The sequence below is a fragment of the Nocardia sp. NPDC058499 genome (assembly GCF_042719915.1).
In the GTDB taxonomy this organism is placed as follows: domain Bacteria; phylum Actinomycetota; class Actinomycetes; order Mycobacteriales; family Mycobacteriaceae; genus Nocardia.
In genome coordinates this window covers 363488-380466 of record NZ_JBHXMZ010000004.1, presented here as the reverse complement: position 1 = coordinate 380466, position 16979 = coordinate 363488, and the positions used below count along the sequence as shown (strand labels likewise).

General features: G+C 68.2%; 18 protein-coding genes and 1 pseudogene. 2 read left to right on the top strand and 17 right to left on the bottom strand.

The genetic code is table 11. The features are described from left to right. Positions 1–27: 27 nt before the first annotated feature. Entirely contained in the window at positions 28–654 is a 627-nt protein-coding gene (locus tag ACFWPH_RS15440) for a histidine phosphatase family protein (protein WP_378751770.1), read from the bottom strand. 146 nt (positions 655–800) lie between these two features. Then, positions 801–2135: a glutamate-1-semialdehyde 2,1-aminomutase gene (hemL, locus tag ACFWPH_RS15435; protein WP_378751396.1), complete on the bottom strand. Its 1335-nt coding sequence runs from the start codon at positions 2133–2135 to the stop codon at positions 801–803. 172 nt (positions 2136–2307) lie between these two features. Between hemL and ACFWPH_RS15430 the strand changes: the two genes are divergently transcribed. After that, entirely contained in the window at positions 2308–2703 is a 396-nt protein-coding gene (locus ACFWPH_RS15430; RefSeq protein WP_378751394.1) for a hypothetical protein, read from the top strand. Between the two features lie 10 nt (positions 2704–2713). Here the strand turns inward: ACFWPH_RS15430 and ACFWPH_RS15425 are convergent, their stop codons facing one another. From ACFWPH_RS15425 to ACFWPH_RS15380, 10 genes and pseudogenes are all read right to left on the bottom strand, one after another. Continuing rightward, complete coding sequence (locus ACFWPH_RS15425) at positions 2714–2959, bottom strand: hypothetical protein (RefSeq protein ID WP_378751392.1); 246 nt, start codon at positions 2957–2959, stop codon at positions 2714–2716. Between the two features lie 128 nt (positions 2960–3087). Further along, a complete protein-coding gene (locus ACFWPH_RS15420) occupies positions 3088–3597 on the bottom strand; it encodes a hypothetical protein (RefSeq protein WP_378751390.1) in 510 nt (169 codons plus the stop codon). Between the two features lie 355 nt (positions 3598–3952). Continuing rightward, positions 3953–4462, bottom strand: a complete 510-nt coding sequence (locus ACFWPH_RS15415) for a hypothetical protein (protein ID WP_280416307.1) — start codon at positions 4460–4462, stop codon at positions 3953–3955. Beyond that, positions 4450–5433 (bottom strand): porphobilinogen synthase, encoded by a 984-nt coding sequence (hemB, locus tag ACFWPH_RS15410; protein WP_378751388.1) that lies wholly within the window; start codon positions 5431–5433, stop codon positions 4450–4452. Before hemB ends, ACFWPH_RS15415 begins: the two co-directional genes overlap by 13 nt. 258 nt (positions 5434–5691) lie before the next feature. Continuing rightward, positions 5692–5914, bottom strand: a pseudogene (locus ACFWPH_RS15405) (bifunctional uroporphyrinogen-III C-methyltransferase/uroporphyrinogen-III synthase); the annotation flags it as partial. A 56-nt stretch (positions 5915–5970) separates the two neighbouring features. Beyond that, the gene (locus ACFWPH_RS15400) at positions 5971–7533 is read right to left on the bottom strand and encodes a bifunctional uroporphyrinogen-III C-methyltransferase/uroporphyrinogen-III synthase (RefSeq protein WP_033247002.1); all 1563 of its coding nucleotides are present in this window, start codon (positions 7531–7533) and stop codon (positions 5971–5973) included. Continuing rightward, the gene (hemC, locus tag ACFWPH_RS15395; protein ID WP_378751385.1) at positions 7530–8711 is read right to left on the bottom strand and encodes a hydroxymethylbilane synthase; all 1182 of its coding nucleotides are present in this window, start codon (positions 8709–8711) and stop codon (positions 7530–7532) included. Before hemC ends, ACFWPH_RS15400 begins: the two co-directional genes overlap by 4 nt. Beyond that, a complete protein-coding gene (locus ACFWPH_RS15390; protein ID WP_378751383.1) occupies positions 8708–10135 on the bottom strand; it encodes a glutamyl-tRNA reductase in 1428 nt (475 codons plus the stop codon). Before ACFWPH_RS15390 ends, hemC begins: the two co-directional genes overlap by 4 nt. Continuing rightward, positions 10132–11091, bottom strand: a complete 960-nt coding sequence (locus tag ACFWPH_RS15385; protein ID WP_378751381.1) for a redox-sensing transcriptional repressor Rex — start codon at positions 11089–11091, stop codon at positions 10132–10134. The genes ACFWPH_RS15390 and ACFWPH_RS15385 overlap by 4 nt, the downstream gene beginning before the upstream one ends. A gap of 248 nt (positions 11092–11339) precedes the next feature. Continuing rightward, complete coding sequence (locus tag ACFWPH_RS15380; protein WP_378751379.1) at positions 11340–11603, bottom strand: glutaredoxin family protein; 264 nt, start codon at positions 11601–11603, stop codon at positions 11340–11342. Positions 11604–11711: 108 nt separating this feature from the next. Between ACFWPH_RS15380 and ACFWPH_RS15375 the strand changes: the two genes are divergently transcribed. Further along, positions 11712–12734: an HAD family hydrolase gene (locus ACFWPH_RS15375; RefSeq protein ID WP_378751377.1), complete on the top strand. Its 1023-nt coding sequence runs from the start codon at positions 11712–11714 to the stop codon at positions 12732–12734. A 418-nt stretch (positions 12735–13152) separates the two neighbouring features. Here the strand turns inward: ACFWPH_RS15375 and ACFWPH_RS15370 are convergent, their stop codons facing one another. The 5 genes from ACFWPH_RS15370 to proC form a co-directional block, all read right to left on the bottom strand. Then, on the bottom strand, positions 13153–14166 hold the full coding sequence (locus ACFWPH_RS15370) for a lysophospholipid acyltransferase family protein (RefSeq protein WP_378751375.1): 1014 nt from the start codon (positions 14164–14166) through the stop codon (positions 13153–13155). Next, positions 14163–15245: an NAD-dependent epimerase/dehydratase family protein gene (locus tag ACFWPH_RS15365; protein WP_378751373.1), complete on the bottom strand. Its 1083-nt coding sequence runs from the start codon at positions 15243–15245 to the stop codon at positions 14163–14165. Before ACFWPH_RS15365 ends, ACFWPH_RS15370 begins: the two co-directional genes overlap by 4 nt. A gap of 184 nt (positions 15246–15429) precedes the next feature. Next, complete coding sequence (locus tag ACFWPH_RS15360; protein WP_003402602.1) at positions 15430–15531, bottom strand: 30S ribosomal protein bS22; 102 nt, start codon at positions 15529–15531, stop codon at positions 15430–15432. Positions 15532–15737: 206 nt separating this feature from the next. Then, positions 15738–15968 carry a helix-turn-helix domain-containing protein gene (locus tag ACFWPH_RS15355; protein ID WP_086007797.1) on the bottom strand — a complete coding sequence of 77 codons (231 nt, stop codon included), beginning with the start codon at positions 15966–15968 and terminating at the stop codon, positions 15738–15740. 163 nt (positions 15969–16131) lie between these two features. Next, entirely contained in the window at positions 16132–16950 is an 819-nt protein-coding gene (gene proC / locus ACFWPH_RS15350; protein WP_378751371.1) for a pyrroline-5-carboxylate reductase, read from the bottom strand. Between the last annotated feature and the right edge of the window lie 29 nt (positions 16951–16979).

Genomic DNA, 16979 nt, shown 5'->3' with positions numbered 1-16979 from the left:
GCGCTACCGCCTCCGGGCCTGACGCGCTCATGCGCCGTGCACCGTCGGGTCCGACCCACCGGCGGGCTCGGAGTAGACGATATCGACCAGGGTGTCACCCCGGTAGACCAGCGATGTCAGCGACGCCAGACCGCACTGCCGGCTGCGCGGATCGTGCCACAGCCGCTGACCCTGCAGGAACCGGCGCAGCGTCCACACCGGAAGCTGATGCGATACCAGCACCGCTTCGCGGCCGGTCGACTCCACCCGCGCCTTGTTCACCGCGGCGAGCATCCGGTGCGCGATCTGCAGATACGGTTCGCCCCAGGACGGGGTGAACGGATCGCGCAGCTTCCACCAGTGCCGGGGTTTACGCAGGGCGCCGTCGCCCACCGAGACCCGCAATCCCTCGAAGGTGTTGCCGGCCTCGATGAGGTTCTCGTCGGTACGCACGGTCAGTCCGTGCCGGCCCGCAATCGGTTCCGCGGTCTCCTGCGCGCGCTGCAGCGGGGACGCGATGACCAGCGCGACATCGTGATCGGCCAGGGACCGCGCCACCGCACCGGCCTGGGCGCGTCCGGTCACCGACAGACCGAAGCCCGGCAGCCGCCCGTACAGGATGCCCCGCGGGTTGTGCACTTCGCCGTGGCGCAGCACGTGCACGATGGTTTCCACGGATTCGGCGTCGTCGGCGCCGGAGGTGGGTGGTTCGGCGGCGATCCCGCTCCCGGCCGCGGTCGCGGGGGTCGCGGAGTCGATACGGTCGGGCGAGTCCGCCGCTTCGGCGGGGCCGGCGGAGACGCGCTCGGAATCGGATCGGCTCACGCTGATGTTCCTTCTGGTGTGGCAGCGGCGGCCGCTGCCGCGGCGGCGGGCAGCGCAGCGGCTATCCGCTCGAAGGCGTCGTCGTCGAGGGCCGCGGAGACGAACCAGGCCTCGAAGTTGCTGGCCGGGGCATACACCCCGCCGTCCAGCAGCCCATGGAAGAAGGCCGGATATCGCCAGGTCTGGCTCGCCTTGGCGGCGGCATAGTCGAGGACCGGAGTTTCGGCGAAGAACACGCTCACCATATTGCCTGCGAACTGCACCTGGTGCGCGACCCCCGCGCCGGTGAGGGCCTCGGTGAGCAGAATGCCGAGCCGTTCGCTGTTGCGGTCCAGGGCCGCATACACCTGCTCGTCGGCGGCGCGCAGCGTGGCCAGCCCGGCCGCCACCGCCACCGGATTCCCGGACAGCGTGCCGGCCTGGTACACCGGACCGAGCGGAGCGAGCCGGTCCATCACCTCGGCCCGGCCACCGAACGCCGCGGCGGGTAGTCCGCCGCTCATCACCTTCCCGTAGGTGTAGAGGTCGGCGGCCACGGATTCGAGCCCGTACCAGCCCGCACTGCTCACCCGGAACCCGGTCATCACCTCGTCCATGATGAGCAGCGCGCCGTTATCGGCGGTGAGCCGGCGCAGTCCGGCATTGAAATCGGGCAGCGGCGCCACCGCACCCATATTTCCGGCTGCGGCCTCGGTGATCACGGCGGCGATCTCACCGGGATGCTGCTCGAAGGCCGTACGCACGGCGTCCAGATCGTTGTAGGGCAGCACGACGGTGTCCGCGGCCTGGGCGCCGGTGACACCGGGCGAAGTCGGCAGCCCGAACGTCGCGACCCCGGATCCCGCGTCCGCCAGCAGCGCGTCGACATGGCCGTGATAGCACCCGGCGAACTTGATGATCTTGGACCGGCCGGTATAGCCGCGAGCCAGGCGCACCGCACTCATGGTCGCCTCGGTACCGGAGTTCACCAGGCGCACCTTCTGCACCGGAGCGATCCGTTCCACGATGAGTTCGGCGAGTTCCACCTCCCCGGCCGTGGGCGCACCGAACGACAACCCGTCGCCCGCGACCGCGCGCACCGCCTCGACCACCGCGGGATGCGCATGCCCGAGGATCATCGGCCCCCAGGAGCACACCAGGTCGACATACTCGTTACCGTCCGCGTCGACCAGATGGCAACCGCGGGCGGACGAGATGAACCTCGGCGTGCCGCCCACCGAACCGAAGGCCCGCACCGGGGAATTGACACCACCGGGGACAACCGCTTCGGCTCGCTGGAAAAGCTGACTGGAGGCCGGCACCGCCGTACCGGCCACGCGCAGAGAACTCACGGCCTCCAGTTTGGCAGCCCATCCCCGCGGCGTCGACGACAGGGTGCGCCATAGGTGACCCACGCCGCCGCCCCGACACTTGCCACACCAAATACACCGAGGGTTCGCCCGGAGTGCGTACTGTTCTGTTCCGTCGTAACAACTCCGTGAATCACCGGCCGGGGAGGTCGTTTTGCGTATTGCCATCAGAGGTTCGGCACTGGCCGCGGTCTCGGTCGCGTGTGGTGTCCTGGCGACCGGATTCGGCGCGGGAACGGCCGCCGCGGCCGAGCCGGTTGTGGATCCCGACAACGCGCGCGCCGGCCTCCGGCTCAACCAGGCCGAAACCGCGGCGCTGGCCGGTGGCCCGGTCCCGGCGCTGGTGGACCAGGTCGTGCCCGCTTCCCGGATCGGCGCCGGTCTGCACAGCGGCACCCGCCTCTACCGCGACGAAGACGGCGGCGTGCACGCCTCGCTTCGGCAGGTGATGCTGGAATCGGTCGACAACGGCGGTTCGGTAATCGTGTTCGTCCACGTCCCGGGCGCCCCGCACGGCCGCGTTTTCGATATCTACCAGCAGTGGGACTGACCCGGTCCGCTCAATTCCGCATGGGGCGCAGGAGCCGGGCGGCGGCGTCGATGACGGCGAGTCCGGCGCCGGTCACCAGTACCCCCGCGAGGAAGAGCCACGGCGCGACGTAGCGGGTCGCGGTGTAGGCGGGATAATCCCCCGTGGCGGGGAGGTCGGTGGTCTGCAGGCCCTGCGCCCAGCACAGGGCGGCCAACCCGATCGCGAGCACCGCCACCGCGAGATCGACAGCCGGTACGACAAGCGATCGGTTCACGGGTCTCCTCGTCTCTTGTTGTCTCGACTTCTCGGTTCTTACGACTCCCCCGCTACCGGAGAGGCCGCGGGGCATTCGCGATCTCGCCCGGCCGTGACCACCGATGCTGCCCGCGCGCGGGCCGATAATCAATCGCCGCGGGCTGTGTCGCCTGCCGAACCGCTGCCGGCCCGGGCGATCGCTTCGGTCAGCGCGATACGCAGGGCCCGGTGGTCCTTCGCCCAGGTGCGGACCAATTCGCCGTCGGTACGCCGCAGACCGACGGCAGTGCGCCGGCGCGGCACTCCGGTCAGTTCGCCCAGCGCCCGGCCGTCCTCCCATGGGTCATCCGAATCGGCCGGAAGTACCGCGGCGATGGACCGGATCGGGGTCGTCTCCGCGCCGTTACGCAGGAAACCGCCGGTTACTTCCACACTCACGTGCGTGCGGGCCGCATAGACCTGCAGAACCGCGAACCCGGTGATCAGCGCGGCGCAGAACAGTAGAGCGAACCAATGGGGAGTGACACCTGCGGCGAGTTCGACCGCCAGCAGGACCGCGCAGATCAGTGGGCCGTAGGCCACCGCACGCCACCGGGCGCCCGGTTCGGTGAAGAGCACCTCTGCGGTATCGGCTGCGGTGCCGGATCGTTCAGACATACCGGCGCGAACCGGAAACCGAGAACACTCGAATCAGCCGACGATACTGGGAATCAGCAATACCGCGACGGTGAGAACACCGAACAGGATCAGAAGAGTCAGGACGAGCATATCCCGCCGAATACTCTGCGGCTGCTGGATCACCACTCGCATCGTTGCCTCCGATCCCCGGAAAACCGGCCCGGGATTTCGTCCTACTGGACGGGTACCCGTGACCACCGGTTCGCATGTCGTCTGTGACAGCCCTCACCATACATGCCGGAATACCGGGAACAAACTCGACGTTCGTTATGTGGATGCGCCGCCTACCCGAGGACGGTATCGAGCTGCAGGTCAGGAAGCCGGTCGGGAGATTTCACAACTTTCCGGGCGCACCCGGACCGGGCGGTATGAACCATTTCGCGGCCTCCGGCCGCTGACACAGATAGATCGCTCCGCCCGCCAGGACGGCCTGCAGGATGGACACTGCCCCGGACAGCACCTGACCGGCACTCTCCACCGCGCCGATGGAGAACAACGCGGCGACGCCCATGATCACCAGCCAGATCCCGACGAAGGTCAGCAGCGTCCGCGCCCATAGCTTGCCCTTGCCCAGCTGATGGACGACCGCGACCCCCAATGCGGCGATCAATGCCCCGAGCACCACACCGAGCACAGCCCCCACGGTGACGAGTAGATCGATCGTCGCCGGCGCGAACTGCTGATCCGCCGACTGCATCCGTTCCCGGAACTCGGCAGTGAACCGCTCGCGGTTCAGCAAGGTATCGGCCAGCGAAACGAAAAGCTGGACCAGACCCAAACCGATTACGCCCCACCACAATTGCCGCGCGGTGACCACATCCGCGGGCGGATTCACGACCGACACAGCCAGCGCGCCGCCTCGGTCGCCCAGTAGGTGAGCACAATATCCGCACCGGCGCGGCGGATACCGGTGAGCGATTCCAGTATCGCCGCGCGCCGATCGATCCAGCCGCGTTCGGCGGCCGCCGTGATCATCGAATACTCCCCGGAGATCTGATAGGCCGCGACCGGTACGGGCGAACGGTCCGCCACATCCCGCAGGATATCCAGATAGGCCATGGCCGGTTTCACCATGACGATATCCGCGCCCTGCTCCAGATCCAGGTCGAGTTCGTGGATGGATTCGCGCCGGTTCGCGGCGTCCTGCTGATAGGTGCGCCGATCGCCCTGCAACGAGGAGGCCACCGCCTCCCGGAACGGGCCGTAGAACGCCGAAGCGTATTTCGCCGCATACGCCAGAATCGCGGTATCGGTACGCCCGGCCCCGTCCAGGGCCTCCCGGATCGCGCCGACCTGCCCGTCCATCATCCCGCTCGTCCCGAGCAGATCGGCCCCGGCCTCGGCCTGCGCGAGCGCCATTTCCACGTAGCGCAGCAGGGTGGCGTCGTTATCGACCGCACCCGCCGCGTCGAGCACACCGCAATGCCCGTGATCGGTGAATTCGTCCAGACAGGTATCGGCCATCACCACGGTCGCGTCGCCCACCTCGGCGGCCAGCGCCCGCAACCCGCGATTGAGGATGCCCTCCGGCGCGGCCGCCTGACTACCCTCCGGGTCCTTGTCCTCAGGTTTGGGTACCCCGAACAACATCAACCCGCCGACACCGGCCTTTGCCGCTTCCACCGCGGCCTTACGCAGCGAATCCGGCGAATGCTGGAAAACACCCGGCATCGAACCTATTTCCCGCGGCTCGGACAACCCGTCCGCGAGGAACATCGGCAAAACGAGATGCCGCGGCTCCAGACTTGTCTCGGCCACCAGCCGCCGCAGCGCGGGGGTACGCCGCAACCGCCGCGGGCGCTCGATTCCGCTCATGGGTCGAGTCTATTGGCGCGCTTTCGGTGCGCGGGTTCGGCCCCCTCGGCCAAAACCTCTCAGGGCCTCGCCGAACTCGGCACCACGGTCGTGAACCTTCGATGAAGGTCGGCCCGATGGGGGTGTTCTGCGGACGCACGTCATCGCAGAATCGGTCGGCCCCGACCGGCAGGCTCGGTCAGTCGACCTCGACGGGGTAGAACCGGGCGCCGCAGAGCGTTCCGGGAAACGGGACCGCGTGCGCCCGGCGCAGCACCTGCTGCGGCCGCTGTTCTTCCGGGGCGGGGGTAGCAGACCCCCGGCCCGGAGGCGGGCGGCGTGTTCGGCGAGGGCTTCCACCAGCGGACCTCGTGCTGCACGTCGACATGCAGCACGAATCCGCTTACGGTTTCCGCATTTTCGAGTCGATGCAGGCCACGACCGTGCGGGCGTGCGGTTTACCTGCGATACCCACCAGGTTCGGGCCCGTGGAGCTCGACGAACAGGGCCGGGCGGCGTGGAGCGCTCCGGGGAACGGACCCACGCGCGCCCAGCAGATCACCTGCTGCGGCGGCTCTTCTTGCGCGGGGGCGGCAACAGCCCCTCGGCACGGAGGCGGGCGGCGTGTTCGGCGAGGGCTTCCACCAGCGGGCCCACCTGGGCGACCTCGGGCTGCACGTCGACGCGCAGGCCGAATTCGACCGCGGTTTCCGCAGTTTTCGGGCCGATGCAGGCCACGATCGTGCGGGCGTGCGGTTTACCTGCGATACCCACCAGGTTGCGGACCGTGGAGCTCGAGGTGAACAGGACCGCGTCGAAACCGCCGGTCTTGATCATCTCGCGGGTCTCCGCGGGCGGCGGGGAGGCGCGCACCGTGCGGTAGGCCGTGACATCGTCGATCTCCCAGCCGCGTTCACGCAGACCCTCCGCGAGGGTTTCGGTCGCGATATCGGCGCGCGGCAACAGCACGCGGTTCACCGGATCGAACACATCGTCGTAGGGCGGGAAATCGGCGAGCAGACCGAGCGAGGACTGCTCGCCACTGGGCAGCATCTCGGGGTTTATACCGAAGGAACGCACCTTGTCTGCGGTTGCCTCGCCCACGCAGGCGATCTTCACACCGGAGAACGCCCGGGCGTCCAAGCCGAACTCGGCGAACTTCTCCCACACCGCGCGCACCGCGTTGGTGGAGGTGAACACCACCCACTGGTACCGGCCGTCCACCAGCCCCTTGACCGCGCGTTCCATCTGCGCGGGGCTGCGCGGCGGTTCCACCGCGATAGTGGGTACTTCCTTCGGGATGGCGCCGTGGGTGACCAGCCGTTCGCTCATCTCCCCGGCCTGATCCTTGGTGCGCGGCACCAGAACCGTCCAGCCGTAGAGCGCCCGCGATTCCCACCAGGACATCTTCGACCGCTGCGCCACCGCCTTACCGATGGTGACGACCAGCGGACCGACCAGTTCGGAGGCGGTGCTGTTCAGCGTGGCCAGGGTGGCCTCGATGGTGCGCTGCTGGCGGGTGGTGCCGCGCACGGTCACCGCGACCGGGGTCTGCGGTGCCATACCGTGCTCCACCAGCGCGCTCGCGGTCTCGGCGAGGTGGCCGGAGGTCGCGTGCAGTACCAGCGGGCCGGGGGCGGCGGCCAGCGCCGGCCAGTCCACCTCACCGCGCACATCGGCCTCGGTATGCCCGGAGCCGAGCGCGATACCCGCATAACTGGGCACCGCCGAACCGGACGGCAGACCGGGTAGCACCTCGAAAACGATATGCGACCTGGTGACCGTGGTGACCTCGGCGATCACCGCATCGGTGGTCAGCGGATCGCCGGAGACCACCCGCACCACATCGTGGCCGGCCTTCGCCTCGGCGATCAAGGTCTTGGCGACCTCGGCGGGGTCGCCGAGGGCGGGCCGCACGTCCACGGGGCGCTGCCCCTCGGCGTCGGCTTCCACCTCGGTGCCGATCAGGGCGAGTACTCCGGCGTCCACATCGGGATCGGTGAACGCAAGGGTGGCCCGGCACAGCACTTCGCGGGATCGGGTGGTCAGCAATGCCGGGTCCCCCGGGCCCGACCCTACGAACAGGATCCGCCCCGGATGCTTCTTGCTGGCTCGACTCATCGGTTGTTCTCCATTGGACTGGGTTCGGTGAAGTCCGTGGCGGTGCTCGTTCCCGCTGCGGCGGAGCCGCCTGGTGGCGCTGCGGTAGTGCCGCCCGATTCCGGGGCGGCAGCGCTCGAATCCGCTGCGGCGGTGCTCGTTCCCACCGGGGTGGTGAAGCTCTCGGCCGGCGCGGCGGGTGAATCCGCGGTGCCGGGTTCGGCAGCGAGTAGTTCGCGTGCGCCCAGCTCCAGCAATTCGCGGGCCAGTGCGCGGCCGAGTTCCGCGGCCTGCGCCGGTGCTCCCACCGTCGAGGCCCTTATCACATCGGAACCGTCCACCGCGGCGGCGCAGCCACGCAGTGACAGTTCCTCGACGATGCGTCCGTCGTCATCCAACGATTCGACGAGTTCGGCAATCGCTCCGACGGGCGCCGTGCAGCCCGCCTCGAGTTCGGCGAGCAGGGCGCGTTCGGCGGTCACGGCGGTTCTGCTGCCGTGATCGTCGAGCGCTGCCAGCAGCTCGATCAGTTCGGTATCCGCGGCCCGGCATTCGACGGCCAGCGCACCCTGAGCGGGCGCGGGCAGCATCTGCACGGGTTCCAGCGCTTCGGTGACGGCGTCGAGCCGGCCGATCCGGGCGAGTCCGGCGCGGGCCACAACCACCGCGTCCAGCTCCCCTTCGGTGACCTTGCCCAGCCGGGTGTCCAGGTTGCCGCGCAACGGCTGGATGTCCAAACCCAGGCCCAGGGCGCGAAGTTGCGCGATCCGGCGAGGCGCGGAGGTACCGACCACCGCGCCCGGCGGAAGTTCACCGAGCACCATGCCGTCCCGGGCGACCAGCGCGTCGCGCGGATCCTGGCGGGCCGGCACCGCGGCGAGTACGAAACGCTCATCGGCGGCGGTGGGCAGATCCTTGTACGAATGGACCGCGATATCGATATTTCCGGCGGCCAGTTCGGCGCGCAGGGCGCTGGTGAAAACTCCGACGCCGATCTCTTCGACCGGCCCGGTGGACAGATCACCCGGCGTTTCGATCAGCACCAGTTCGGCCGGCTGCCCGGCCGCGACGAGTGCCTCGCGCACATCACCGGCCTGGGTGCGGGCGAGCAGACTGGCGCGGGTACCGATCCGCCACGCCGGCCGGCCACCGGCGCCGGGGCCCGCGGCGGGGGCGCCTTCGCCGTGCAGGACTGTCATGTCGACCGCTCCTGTTCGTCGTCGTGGCTGCCGGGGGTGAAATCGTCGGCCAGGGCGACGTCGCCGTCCAGGCCCATCCAGCCGGCGCCGTTGTGTTCGGGGCGGCTGATCTCCATGGGTGCCGCCACGGCCTGGGCCGCTCCAGGCTTCAGTTCGAACAGCTCGCGCAGGGCCTCGGCATAGCTGTCGCCGCCCGGTGTGGTGGCCAGCTGCTTGACCCGCACCGTCGGCGCGTGCAGCAGTTTGTCCACCACCCGGCGCACCGTGCGGGCCACTTCGTCGCGGTCCGGATCGGCGAGTCCGGGCAGGCGGGAATCCAGCCGCAGCAGTTCGGCCTCGACCACCTCCGCGGCGCGCTGCCGCAGCGCGGCGACGGTCGGGGTGACCTCGGCCATCCGCTGACCGGCCAGGTATTTGGCGAGTTCGTCGGCGACGATGGTCCGGGCGGCGGCCGTATCGTCGGCTGCCGCGCCCGCGGCCGGGTCACGCTGGAGGGTTTCGATATCGATCACGGTGACACCGGGCAGCCCGGCCACCGCGTGATCGACATCGCGGGGTAGCCCGAGATCGCAGAAGACCAGCGGCCGGCCCGTACGGCGTTCGGAGTGCGAGAGCGCGTTGTGCGCATCGGCCAGGGTCACCACCGAACCCACCGCACCCGTGCAAGTGATCACCACATCGGCGGCCACCAGCGCCTCGGCCAGCCGGGACAGTTCGTAGGCGCGGGCCTTCACGCCGTGCGATTCGGCGGTCGCGGCCAGCCGTTCGGCCCGCTCGATGGTGCGGTTGACCACCAGGATCTCGTCGATTCCGGCGCGGGACAGATGCGCCACCGACAGCCCGCCCATCGCACCGGCGCCGACCACCGCCGCCGTCCGGCCGGCCAGCGGGCCGAGCACGGTGGCCGCGCGATCCAGCGCCACCGACACCACCGAGGCACCGGCCCGGTCGATCCCGGTTTCCGAATGCACCCGCTTGCCGACCCGCAACGCCTGCTGCGACAGTTCGTGCAGGGTGCGCCCGATGGCCTGCTGGGCGTCGGCGGTGGTGTAGGCGCTGCGGATCTGGCTGAGCACCTGCTGTTCGCCGACCACCATGGAATCCAGCCCGCTGGCCACCGCGAACAGGTGTTCGGCGGCAGCCTCGCTGTAGCGGACGTAGGCGTGGCGGGTGAGTTCGGGCATGGGCAGCCCGGAATGCGCCGTCAACAGTTCACCGACATCGGCGAGACCGCCGTGGAACGCGTCGACGACGGCGTAGATCTCCACCCGGTTGCAGGTCGACACGATCATCGCTTCGGAGATATGGCTCGAAGCCAGCATGCGGTCGATCAGTTTGGGCCGATCGGCATCGGTGATCGCCACCTTCTCCAGCATCGCAACAGGTGCGCTGCGATGGGAGATCCCGACGAGAAGAACGCTCATGGTGTGACCACCGATCCCTTGCTGGTTGGCTCCGTTGCCGTAGGCGAGGTCGTCTGGGCGGCCTGCGCCGCGCAATGGGACAGTCCGGCGGGGCCCGGCGTCGGGTGCGCGGGCACCCGGCGGGCGATCCGGCCGGAACCGGTCAGCGGACGGGCGGCCGGTACGGCACTGTTCGGTACAACGTCGGCAGCACCGGATTCATTCGCCGGACCGGTGGCGGTCTCCGCCACATTCGCGGTGGTAGAGCCCTCGGCCGACTCGTCGGGATCGGCGTTGCGGACCCGTTCGAACGAGAGCATCTGCATTTCCACGGCGAGATCCACCCGCCGCAACTCGACCCCGGCCGGCGCGGTCAGCTGGCACAACGCGAAACTCAGGATCGACTGCATCCCGGCCGCCACGAGCTCGTCACATACCTGCTGGGCACTGTCGTCGGGCACGGCGATCACCGCGATGGTCGGGCGCAGCAGCGCGATCTCGCCGGCCAGATCGGCGGCGTCGCGCACCCGCAGGCCCTCGACCTCCAGGCCGATCACCTCGGGATCGTTGTCGAAGATGCCCACCACGGAAAATCCGCGCCGCCGGAAACCGCGATATCCGACCAGTGCACGCCCCAGATTGCCGGCACCGACCAGCACCACCCGATGCCCGTCGGACAGGCCCAGAACATCTTCGATCCGGGCCCGCAACCTGGCCACGTCATAGCCGACACCGCGCACCCCGTTCGGGCCCAGGAACGACAGATCCTTACGGAGTTTGGCCGAATTGACACCCGCCGCGACAGCCAGCTCCTCACTGGATACGATGGCGACACCGTCATCGGTCAACAGGGCGAGCACCCGGAGATAGGTGGCGAGCCGGGCCACCGTAGCCTGGGGGATGTCCTTCTGCGGTGTTCGAGTGGTGACGTTGGGAGCATCGCCGGAGACGCCGCGCGTCTCATGGTGCTCACTCACGTCCTCGGCTCCTCGTCCGGACCGCCAGACGGCCCGGGATGCTCGGCGACCTCGGCCATGATTGATGTGCCTGGGGTCGGATATCGGGTTGATTCACCTGCTACCGGCGGCCGGATACTCGCCCCGGCCTGCGGTTCGCGTGCCACCACCGTAACTGCTTGTGAACCCATGCACAAAGTCGGTGAAATTCGCCTCATTTTGTGTCGAGCCCGAGCCTTGTACGATCTGCGCCCACAAATTGCGGAAGGTCAACGACCGAGGTCGTTGCGTAAACGTGTCTCGTCCACATCGAAATAGCTGTGTTCCCGGCCGTCGAGCAGCACGACGGGGAGCCGGTCACCGTATTCCGCGCGCAGCGCCGGATCGGTGCCCGCGGCGGCATCCACATCCACCACACCGGGGGTGAGACCGAATTCCGCGCATATCGTTCGCAGCTGCTCCAGCGCCCCGTCGCACAGCGCGCAACCGGCGCGGGTCAGCAGTGTCACCTCATGAGTCCTCGGGTTGATCATAACCGCTATTCAACCCGCCCGGCGGTACCGTTCGCGCCACTGCGGTGGGTCCGGGCGAGCGCGTCCGGTTAGTGTGGACGTGATTCGCGCGAACAGGCGGAGGTACTGGTGCCGGAACGATCGAAGGTGGGGAAAACCGGGTTCATCGCGGGCCGGTTCGGAGAACTTCCGGTGCGCTGGAATCTGGGGCCGCTCGGCCAGGGCCTCACCGAACAGCTCGCACGTATCTCGCGCAGCCCGTTCGGGCCCAGCGAGGAAGAGGTCCGCGCCAACGTCGCCGGTGAGGCCAGCGCCGACGCGGCGCTGGCGCTCCAGGACGCCGAACGGGCCGGCGCCGGTGATACCGGTATCCCCGAGGTACCGCGCGATCTCACCGCCGCCGCATTCTTCGACGTCGACAACACGATGGTGCAGGGCGCCTCGATCGTGCATTTCGCCCGCGGGCTGGCGGCGCGCAAATATTTCCGCAGCGCCGATCTGGCGGATATCGCGTGGAAGCAGGTGAAGTTCCGGATCACCGGCAAAGAGAACAGCACCGATATGGCCACCGGTAAAGAGAAAGCACTGGAATTCATCGCCGGCCGCTCCACCGCCGAACTCGCGGCGCTGGGCGAAGAAATCTACGACGAGATCATCGCCGACAAGATCTGGCCCGGAACCCGCGCCCTGGCGCAGATGCATCTCGACGCCGGCCAGCAGGTCTGGCTGGTCACCGCGACCCCTGTCGAACTCGCCCAGGTGATCGCCAAACGACTCGGCTTGACCGGCGCCCTCGGCACAGTCGCCGAAAGCGTCGACGGGAAATTCACCGGCCGCCTCGTCGGCGATATCCTGCACGGCCTCGGTAAGGCGCATGCCGTGCGCGCGCTCGCCATCCGCGAGGGCCTCAACCTCAAACGCTGTACCGCCTACTCCGACAGCCACAACGATGTGCCGATGCTCTCGCTCACCGGCACCGCGGTCGCTATCAACCCCGATTCCGACCTGCGTGAGGTCGCCAAGGCCCGTAGCTGGGAGATCCGTGATTTCCGCACGGGACGCAAGGCCGCGAAGATCGGCGTCCCCACCGCTCTCGCCCTCGGCGCCGCCGGCGGTGCCGTCGCCGCCGCCGTAACCCGCCGGCGCCGGTAGTAGCGCCCGGCCGCGCGTACGCGGGCCGGACGGAGCAGACCGGACGGAGCGGGGCCGGATGTGATCGTGTCTCGACCCGCCTCGACCGAATCCGTCGAGCAGCGGGCCGACGACCCGCATCGAACTTCCGAAAAGCGGCCGAAGCGGGCCCGCTACCCACCGAAAACCCACCCGAACCACTACCCACCCCAACGCGGCAACGCTGGACCCACTACCCGGTCAGCAAGCCGATGCCGGACCCACTACCCGACCCCAACGCAACCAACGGCGGCGCCGAGTCCAGCGAGGCCCTGAAAGGTTTTGGCCCGTCCCTGCTTTCCGCGCTCGATACAATGCGGCGCAGCCGCGAGTATCGAGCGCGGAAAGCAGGGACCAAGGGGGGCCAAAACCCCGCGCCGACGAAGTCGGCGCCAAAGATTCAGCCCATGAAGGTGTTGCGGCGTTGGATCAGCAGTTTGTAGAGGGTCTGCTGGATGGTTTCGCGGACCTGGTCGGTGACCTCGAACATGAGCATCGGGTCGTCGGCGTCCTCGGTTTCGTATTCGGCGGTGCTGATGGGAGTGCCGAATTCGATGTACCACTTGGAGGGCAGCGGGACGGCGCCCAAGGGGCCGAGGTGCGGGAAGGTCGGGGTCACCGGGAAATACGGCAACCCCAGCAGCCGGGCGAGCGGTTTGATATCGGCGAGTTTCGGATAGATCTCCTCCGACCCGACGATGGAGCACGGGATGATCGGCATCCCGGTGCGCACCGCGGCTGCCACGAAGCCGCCGCGGCCGAAGCGTTGGAGCTTGTAGCGGTCGGCGTACTGCTTGCCGACACCTTTGAACCCTTCCGGGAAGACCCCGGTGATCTCGCCGGACCGCAGGAGGCGTTCGGCGTCCGGGCGGCAGGCCAGAGTGTGTCCCGCCTTGCGGGCGAGCGAGCCCACCATCGGCATCTCGAAGACCAGATCGGCCGCCAGCAGGCGCAGGGCCCGCTGTTTGGGGTGGTGATCGTGCACGGCGAGCTGCAGCATGAGCCCGTCGAGCGGGACGGTACCGGCATGGTTGGCCACGATCAGCGCGCCACCGGCTTCCGGAAGGTTCTCCATACCGTTCACCTGGACCCGGAACCAGTTCTCGGCGAGCGGTCGCATGGCGGGTAGGAGCACCGATTCGAGCAGATGTTCGTCGAAGCCGAACTCGTCGACCTGATAGTCGCCGGTGAGCCGGCGACGGGCGAACTCGGCGGTACGCCCGATCTGTTTGCCGACGGCGTCGCGCAGCAGATCTCCGAACGACCGCGGCGGCGGAGGGGTGGGGGGAGTCAGCCGGTCGGTCAGTGAGGTGACCGACCGGTCGGCGGAATCGGCCCACTCCCGCGCGGACGGCCGGGGCCGCGGCACGGCGGAAAGATCTTGTAACCGGATAACTTTGGCGACGTCGTTCATGTATGTGCTCCCGTACCGGCCCTCAGCAGGCCGAGCAGTTTGTTTTCTGCGGCGTCGATCCACAGTGGATCGACTACGGGCCGCAACGCTGCGCCCCCGGTGAAGTCGTCGAACGCCTGTACCGTCGTCCAGCGCGGCTCGAACCCGAGTTCGGCGCGCATACGCGTCGTGTCCAGACCACAACCGAAAAGGAAATAATCGAGCTGCTCGGAACTGAAATCACGCATCACCGGGCCCATCAGGGTCCGGCCGACGGTGCGGAACACCGACCACGGTACCGGCATCGCGACCCGGCCCGCACGGCGTATCGCCTGAGAAAGTGCCAAGGCTCCGTCGCCGGCGATATTGAAGGTACCGCCCGGCCCCGCCGCGGTGGCATGGACCAGTGCCGCTACGGCGTCTTCCTCGTGCAGGAACTGCATCCGCGCATCCCGGCCGAGCACGGTCGGCGTGATCGGCGAACGCAGTAGTTGCGCGGCCCGCCCGCCCAGGCCGGGGCCGATGATCGGCGCGAGGCGCAAGGTGGTGGTGGTGATATCCGGCCGACGCCGGGCCAGGCCGCGGGCGAAACCCTCGACCTCGATCGTATCCCGGGCGAACCAGCCGCCCGGTGGTGTGCGCGCGCTCATTTCTTCGGTGAATTTCGCGGGATCCTTCGCACTGCCGCCGTATACCCCGGAACTCGAGCGCAACACCACCCGGCGCACAGTCGGTGATTTCTGGCAGACCGCGAACAACTGCATCGCGCCGAGCACGTTCATATCTTTCATCGCCGCCCGGCCGCCGCCACCCGACGGCGGTTGCGACAAAATCGCGGTATGTACCACGGTATCGACGCGATAACGTTCGATAACCTTACGAATCAACGGGTTCCGGATATCGGCGCGCACGAATTCGGCCCGGCCCATCCGGCGGCGCAGCGGCGGGCCTGGGGTGAGTACATCGACTGCGACAACACGTTCGATATCGGGGTCGGCCGCCAATCGGCAGGCGACATTTCCGCCGAAGTATCGGCTGGCGCCGGTCACCAGCACCACCCTGGGCCTGTAGTTGCCGTTCACATCAGCGTCCACCTGCACCGGACCGTCCCACCTCGAGCATCGGATCCCCCGCTCAATGTTCCACGTACCAGACTAGCGGCCGTGACCGCGATCCCCGCCGCGCTTTACGGGGATCTAACCCCAACTTCAGCCCACCGAAACGCAATGAAAAACCCGCCACCGAATGGTAGCGGGTTTTTCCGTATACGAGGCGCGCTCGCGCTTACTTGCCGAGTTTGCGCCGCTGCACGCGGGTACGACGAAGCAGCTTGCGATGCTTCTTCTTCGACATGCGCTTGCGGCGCTTCTTGATCACAGAACCCATAGGGTGTCCTCGCGTTCTCTCCTCGGCGCGTCACGCGCGCGCTTACGTCAACTATCCGGCCGTACGCCCGGTTGCTCGCGGCTGAGCACTCAGCCCTGGACGCGGCGGCCGGCCACGACCGCCCGAAGGCAGGCCGACAGCAGCCACCGATCCAACACAGCGAGGGTTGATGTTACCGGCCCACCGGACGGGGCCGGTAACCGCCTTCACCCGGCATCGAAGTAGGACGTCTCCAGATATTCGTGCACCGCCTTCGCGTGCACTCGGAACGATCTGCCGACGCGTACCGCCGGTAACTCGCCCGAATGCACCAGCCGGTACACCGTCATCTTCGATACTCGCATCAGATCTGCCACCTCGGCGACGGTGAGAAATTGCGTCCCACCACCGAGTATTGATTGTCCTGGCGACGAACCACCGCCGCCACCAGCGGACATCTTGTTAGAAGACATCATCGCACCACTGACCTCCGGCACGTCCGCGCCGCCGGCTTCCCCACCGGCGGAACAGACACGCACGTGCTCCTTGAAGCTTAGCGGGACCAGTGGGATTACTGCGACGGGAGTGAGAAAACAGGTTCATACGCTGGGGGTCATCCGGTCATTCGGCGGACCCACCCTGTTCCGCCGAACGTCGTTTTGCCGCATGCAACGCCTCCAGGAAGGCCGATCGCAGCCCCGACCGCTCCAGTTCACGCAGTGCCGCCGCGGTCGTTCCGGCCGGCGAGGTGACCGCCGCACGCAGATCCACGGCGCTCTGGCCCGATTCCGCCAGCATGGCCGCCGAACCCAGCATGGTCTGCGTGACGAGCTGGGTGGCGATATCCCGGGTGAGCCCCAGTCCGACGCCCGCCTCGACCATCGCCTCCACGACGAGGAAGAAGTAGGCCGGCCCCGAGCCCGATACCGCGGTCACCGCGTCCATCTGCGATTCGGGCACCACACAGACCTGGCCCACGGTGCTCAGCAGCTCGGTCACCAGTTCCAGCTGTTCACCTTTGGCATAGCGCCCCGCGGCGAGCACACTCATCCCCTCACCGACCAGCATCGGAGTGTTCGGCATGACCCGGACCACCGGGAAGCCGGCCGGGAGTTTGTTCTCCAGCCGGGCCGTCGGCACCCCCGCCGCCAGCGACACCAGGATCTGGTCCCGTTCACCACCGAGATCGGCTTTTCCGAGTTCGGTGAGCACCGCGTCCACATCGATCGGTTTCACCGCGACCACGAGCAGATCGGCACCGACGGCCGCATCGGCGACTGTATCGGTCACCCGCACCCCGAATCGTCCCGCCAGCAGTTCTGCCCGGTCGGCATGGGTTTCGACGACCACGAGGTCTTTGACGGCTCGCCCGGCCTCCAGCAAGCCGGCAATCAAGGCCTCACCGATCCGGCCACCGCCGATCACCGCAATACGTGTCATGAGGACAGTATCTATGCGCCGCCTCCGGC

Coding starts and splice junctions, on each gene's coding strand:
- ACFWPH_RS15390 (WP_378751383.1), bottom strand. CDS start 10,135: ATGAGCGTTCTTCTCGTCGGGATCTCCCATCGCAGCGCACCTGTTGCG.
- proC (WP_378751371.1), bottom strand. CDS start 16,950: ATGACACGTATTGCGGTGATCGGCGGTGGCCGGATCGGTGAGGCCTTG.
- ACFWPH_RS15380 (WP_378751379.1), bottom strand. CDS start 11,603: ATGATCAACCCGAGGACTCATGAGGTGACACTGCTGACCCGCGCCGGT.
- ACFWPH_RS15360 (WP_003402602.1), bottom strand. CDS start 15,531: ATGGGTTCTGTGATCAAGAAGCGCCGCAAGCGCATGTCGAAGAAGAAG.
- ACFWPH_RS15355 (WP_086007797.1), bottom strand. CDS start 15,968: ATGTCCGCTGGTGGCGGCGGTGGTTCGTCGCCAGGACAATCAATACTC.
- ACFWPH_RS15370 (WP_378751375.1), bottom strand. CDS start 14,166: ATGAACGACGTCGCCAAAGTTATCCGGTTACAAGATCTTTCCGCCGTG.
- ACFWPH_RS15420 (WP_378751390.1), bottom strand. CDS start 3,597: ATGTCTGAACGATCCGGCACCGCAGCCGATACCGCAGAGGTGCTCTTC.
- hemB (WP_378751388.1), bottom strand. CDS start 5,433: ATGAGCGGAATCGAGCGCCCGCGGCGGTTGCGGCGTACCCCCGCGCTG.
- hemC (WP_378751385.1), bottom strand. CDS start 8,711: ATGACAGTCCTGCACGGCGAAGGCGCCCCCGCCGCGGGCCCCGGCGCC.
- ACFWPH_RS15400 (WP_033247002.1), bottom strand. CDS start 7,533: ATGAGTCGAGCCAGCAAGAAGCATCCGGGGCGGATCCTGTTCGTAGGG.